Genomic DNA, 4610 nt, shown 5'->3' with positions numbered 1-4610 from the left:
TGGGGCGAGCGATGAAGACATTACACGCTCGCCCGCCGTTCGCCCAAATCCGTTTCGCGGCACCCGCCCGGCCTGTTCCCCTGGCTTCTCCGTATGTTTCCCGCGGCTCCCGGAGCACCGACACGACGGCCGTCCCACCGGCCACTCCCGCCGCAGCGATGACGGCAACTGCGTCAACCTCCCGCATGGCAGCCCCGCCACAACCGTGAAGTCCCCCGTCCGCCGCGACCCGCGAGCCCACCCGTGCTCCCCCCGCCCGAAGCACCACACCGGTACGACTATTGCGCTCCTCCCCGCCGCGGCCGGGTCGCCGCCCTAGGCTCGAACTGACTCTGCGTGATCTTGCCCCGGGGTGCGCAGCCTCCCCCGAACCACAGGAGCGCGATGCCCGACAGCCGAGCGCAGTCGTCCCACGTCTCGTCCTCGCCCTCGGTACCGGCCGACTCGACCGCCCTTCTGCTGAGCGGGGCGCGGCTCACCGACGGCCGGACGGTGGACGTGCGGCTGGGCGGCGGGCGCATCGAGGCCGTCGGCACCGCCGGCAGCCTGGCCACGGGAGCCGTCGCCGCCCGGGTCGACCTGCGCGGCTATCTGCTCCTGCCGGCCCCCGCCGAGCCGCATGCGCACGGAGACACGGCCCTGACCGCGGACTGCGACGGGCCGGTGTCGCACCAGCCCGAGGACGTCCAGCGCCGCACCACCGAGGCCTCGCTGCTGCAACTAGGACACGGTGCGACGGCCCTGCGCTCGCATGTGCACATCGGTGACGCGCAGGGACTGGACGCGCTCACGGCCGTGCTGAGTGCGCGGCGTTCGCTGTGCGGGCTCGCCGAGCTGACGGCGGTGGCGATGCCGCGGGTGCTGACCGGCAACGCCGGGGCGGACGGGCTCGCCCTGCTGCGCGACGCGATGAAGATGGGCGCCACGGTGGTGGGCGGCTGCCCGGACACGGATCCGGACCCGACCGGGTACGTGGAGGCGGTCCTGGAACTGGCCGCCGAGTTCGGCTGCCCGGTGGACCTGCACACCGACGCCGGCGATCCGGCGCGCCTCGCCCGGCTCGCAGCGATGGCGGGCGGCCTGCGGCCCGGGGTGACGCTCGGGCCGTGCGGAGGTCTGGGGCGTCTGCCGGCGGGGGCCGCGGCCCGGTCAGCGGAACGGCTCGCCGCCGCCGGGGTGACGGTGGTCTGTCTGCCGCAGGGCGGCTGCGGTGCGGTCGAGCAGCGCGACACGGCTCCGGTGCGGCTGCTGCGGTCGGCCGGGGTACGGGTCGCGGCGGGGAGCGGAGCGCTCAGGGACGTGTCGAACCCCGTGGGGCGCGGGGACCCGCTGGAGGCGGCGTACCTGCTGGCGTCCCGGTACGGGCTGTCTCCCCAGGACGCGTACGACATGGTGAGTGCATCGGCGCGGGCCACGCTCGGGCTGCCCGAGGTGCGGGTGGAGGCGGGCTTCCCCGCGGAGCTCCTCGCCGTGCGCGGTGACCGGCTCGCGGGCGCGTTGTCGCTCGCGTACAGCCGGATCGTCGTGCACCAGGGGCGCGTGGTGGCGCGCACGAGCGCAGTGCGCGAGTACTGCAACTCGGCGGCGGTGGCGCTCGACCTGCCCCGGCAGGGGCGGGCACAGCCATGAGGGGCCACCGCGAGGAGCGCGCACGCGGGCGGCCGTGAGAATGCCGACGCGCAGGGCGTGGATTCGCCGGTGAGAACCGGCCCTGCGTGAAGTCGTGCGGCAAAGGCGTCCGCCCGGGCGTACGGTCGGAAACATGCGCATTGTCATCGCTGGTGGACATGGTCAGATCGCGCTGCGGCTGGAGCGGTTGCTCGCCGCGCGCGGTGAAGAGGCCGCGGGGATCATCCGCCGTGCGGAACAGGCCGACGATCTGCGCGCGGCGGGCGCCGAACCTATCGTCTGCGACCTGGAGTCGGCGTCGGCCGAGGAGATCGCCGCGCACCTGGAGGGAGCCGGCGCGGCCGTCTTCGCGGCGGGCGCGGGCCCGGGCAGTGGTGCGGCCCGCAAGTACACGGTGGACCGGGACGCCGCGATCAAGTTCGCCGACGCGGCGGAACGGGCGGGCGTACGCCGATTCGTCGTCGTCTCCTCGATGGGCGCGGACCCGGAGCACCAGGGGGACGAGGTCTTCGACGTGTATCTGCGCGCGAAGGGCGAGGGCGACGCATACGTACGCGCCCACAAGTCCCTGGACTGGACGATCCTGCGCCCCGGCTCGCTGACGGACGACGCGGGCACCGGCCTGGTGCGCCTCGAGGCGCACACCGGCCGTGGCGCGGTCCCGCGCGAGGACGTGGCGGTGGTTCTCGCGGAGCTCGTCGACACGCCCGCGACGGCCGGTCTGACCCTGGAGCTGATCGGCGGTTCGACCCCGGTGTCCGTGGCCGTGAAATCGGTGGCGGGGAACTGAATCGGACACCTGTACCGGACGGGGTTCGCACGGCGCACCCGGTGCTGCCGCGGCAGTGCGGGAGGCGTTCGCGACGGATGGGCGGGATGCGTTCGGAGAGCTCAGTGAATCGGGCGGGCGTGCGGCACTTGTGACGGTGCGTCGGATGACCGGACCTCGAAGGTGCCGGCCGGGGACGGCTGGAAGCCGGCAGGGGGCGGACGGCCTGTCGGAAGGGTCGAAGGGGGCCGGGGGACAGGCCGATCGGGATCGACGTACGGGTCAGAAGAGAGGCAGCTGACCGGGAAACTCCGGTACGGCGTACCCATCCGGAGCAGGCTGCGCGGCGTCGGTCTGCGCGAGCCGGCGGGTACCCGGACAGGAGACGAGCACCCCGCTACTCCGCGCCCCCGGCGGGTCGTGCCGCGCGAACCGCCCGGCGACGACGGCGATGTCCCGTCGGCACTCGGGGCAGCTTCTGCGGCGTGACGGCATGTCCTCAGCGTACGAGAACGGGCCGAGCCGATGGCGGGAATCCGGATCGGCGCGCACGGCCGAGAACCGGATCAGCGGGCGTGTACGAGGACTTCGAGGACCGTGGGAGACGCAGGTCACCTTCGGGCATGTCACACATCGCGGGAGCTGCTCCGTCGAAGAGGTGTCACCACCGACAACGACACAGGAGCGCACCATGGAAGCTCGGTTGAACCTCCTCAGCAACCCGGTCGCAGCCAAGTTCGGGAAGCACATCGTCGCCGCGAGCAAGGTGCTCGCGGACTCGACCCTGCCGGCCTCGACGCAGGAACTGGTGAAGCTCCGCGCCAGTCAGATCAACGGCTGTGGTTTCTGCACCGACATGCACACCAAGGACGCCCTGCACGCCGGAGAGTCCGCGACACGCCTCAACCTGGTCGCGGCCTGGCGGGAGGCCACGGTGTTCACCGATGCCGAGCGCGCCGCCCTGGAGCTGGCGGAGCAGGGCACCCGCATCGCCGACGCGGCGGGCGGCGTCACGGACGAGGCCTGGGCGAACGCCGCCAAGCACTACGACGAGGAGCAGCTCGCCGCCCTGGTGTGCACCATCGCCCTCATCAACGCCTTCAACCGCGGGAACGTCATCGTCCAGCAGCCCGCCGGCGACTACCAGCCCGGCCGGTTCGCATGACCAGGAGTGGCCGACCGGGGCCGTCGTCGCCCCGGGGGCAGCGGCATCACACACCCCGGGCACCCCTCGACGGCACCCGGGGCGCCGCGGCTGATCCGGTAAGTCGGCCCGCGACCATGGCCGTACGCAGGCACCGCGGTCACACCTTCGGATGAAGCCGCGACGGTCGGCTCGCCGGGACCCCACCCGGCTCCGCTGTCGCACACAGGGGCGTCGTGTGTGAGGGCACGTCCGGAGGCGGTCGGGTCAGCGGGCAAGCAGACTGGCCCCCGCACCGGCCGTCGTGGAACCCGCGATCAGGAGGCACGCGCAGATGGCGTACCGTCTGAGCAAGGTGCGACGCAAGGTGGCGTAACGGGTCTCGTACTCCCCACGCAGGCGCTTGGCCCGGTCGGCAGTGGCCTGCAGCGCTTGCCGTGTCAGACCGAGGCGCTGCTCGGTGTAATGGCGCTCCAGGTCGTCGGCCTGCCCGCTCGTGAGCCAGGGCAGGCGCGCACAGAGGGCTTCGGCTTCGCGCTGTGCCTGCTCTCGCTCCGCCTGCAGGAGGAGATAGCCCTCGACCTCGTTGGCGAGTGCCCCGCTGTGCCGGTCCAGCGGGGCCCCATGACGGCTCGATGATGTCAAGGCCGGCCTCTTTCCCGTCCCGGCCCTTCCACCGCGGCGCGTCCGCCGAGACCCGCCTCGTAGTCGAGTTGGGCAACCTCGGGGTGGTGCAGGTCGAAGGCCGGGGATTCGGTGCGGATCCGCGGCAGGGTGAGGAAGTTGTGCCGCGGCGGCGGACAGGACGTGGCCCACTCGAGCGAACGTCCATAGCCCCACGGGTCGTCGACTTCGACCGGCTTGCCGTACTTGGCGGTCTTCCACACGTTGTAAAGGAACGGAAGCACGGACAGCCCCAGCAGGAACGATCCGATGGTGGAGACCGTGTTGAGCCAGGTGAAGCCGTCTGCGGCCAGGTAATCGGCGTAGCGGCGGGGCATGCCCTCGGCGCCCAGCCAGTGCTGTACCAGGAACGTCGTGTGGAATCCGACGAACAGCGTCCAGAAA

At 72.4% G+C, this 4610-nt stretch carries 6 protein-coding genes; 3 read left to right on the top strand and 3 right to left on the bottom strand.

Annotation, left to right across the window (positions count from 1 at the left end):
- Nucleotides 1-384 precede the first annotated feature (384 nt).
- Together VXC91_RS42665 and VXC91_RS42660 are read left to right on the top strand one after the other, a co-directional pair.
- On the top strand, nt 385-1629 hold the full coding sequence (locus tag VXC91_RS42665; RefSeq protein WP_329512735.1) for an amidohydrolase family protein: 1245 nt from the start codon (nt 385-387) through the stop codon (nt 1627-1629).
- A 133-nt stretch (nt 1630-1762) separates the two neighbouring features.
- Nucleotides 1763-2419 (top strand): SDR family oxidoreductase, encoded by a 657-nt coding sequence (locus tag VXC91_RS42660; protein ID WP_329512734.1) that lies wholly within the window; start codon nt 1763-1765, stop codon nt 2417-2419.
- Between the two features lie 261 nt (nt 2420-2680).
- Here VXC91_RS42660 and VXC91_RS42655 read toward each other — a convergent pair whose 3' ends face one another.
- Complete coding sequence (locus VXC91_RS42655; RefSeq protein ID WP_329512733.1) at nt 2681-2893, bottom strand: hypothetical protein; 213 nt, start codon at nt 2891-2893, stop codon at nt 2681-2683.
- A 196-nt stretch (nt 2894-3089) separates the two neighbouring features.
- On the opposite strand from VXC91_RS42655, the gene VXC91_RS42650 reads away from it, so the two are divergent.
- Nucleotides 3090-3563, top strand: a complete 474-nt coding sequence (locus VXC91_RS42650; protein ID WP_329512732.1) for a carboxymuconolactone decarboxylase family protein — start codon at nt 3090-3092, stop codon at nt 3561-3563.
- A 246-nt stretch (nt 3564-3809) separates the two neighbouring features.
- Here VXC91_RS42650 and VXC91_RS42645 read toward each other — a convergent pair whose 3' ends face one another.
- Together VXC91_RS42645 and VXC91_RS42640 are read right to left on the bottom strand one after the other, a co-directional pair.
- Complete coding sequence (locus VXC91_RS42645) at nt 3810-4187, bottom strand: hypothetical protein (protein ID WP_329512731.1); 378 nt, start codon at nt 4185-4187, stop codon at nt 3810-3812.
- Nucleotides 4184-4610: cbb3-type cytochrome c oxidase subunit I (locus tag VXC91_RS42640; protein ID WP_329512730.1), on the bottom strand; the 427-nt coding region annotated here is incomplete at its 5' end. The genes VXC91_RS42640 and VXC91_RS42645, both read right to left, overlap by 4 nt.

This window comes from Streptomyces chiangmaiensis, from assembly GCF_036281785.1.
GTDB lineage: Bacteria > Actinomycetota > Actinomycetes > Streptomycetales > Streptomycetaceae > Streptomyces > Streptomyces chiangmaiensis.
This window is presented reverse-complemented; position numbering and strand designations above follow the sequence as displayed.

Coding starts and splice junctions, on each gene's coding strand:
- VXC91_RS42665 (WP_329512735.1), top strand. CDS start 385: ATGCCCGACAGCCGAGCGCAGTCGTCCCACGTCTCGTCCTCGCCCTCG.
- VXC91_RS42660 (WP_329512734.1), top strand. CDS start 1,763: ATGCGCATTGTCATCGCTGGTGGACATGGTCAGATCGCGCTGCGGCTG.
- VXC91_RS42655 (WP_329512733.1), bottom strand. CDS start 2,893: ATGCCGTCACGCCGCAGAAGCTGCCCCGAGTGCCGACGGGACATCGCC.
- VXC91_RS42650 (WP_329512732.1), top strand. CDS start 3,090: ATGGAAGCTCGGTTGAACCTCCTCAGCAACCCGGTCGCAGCCAAGTTC.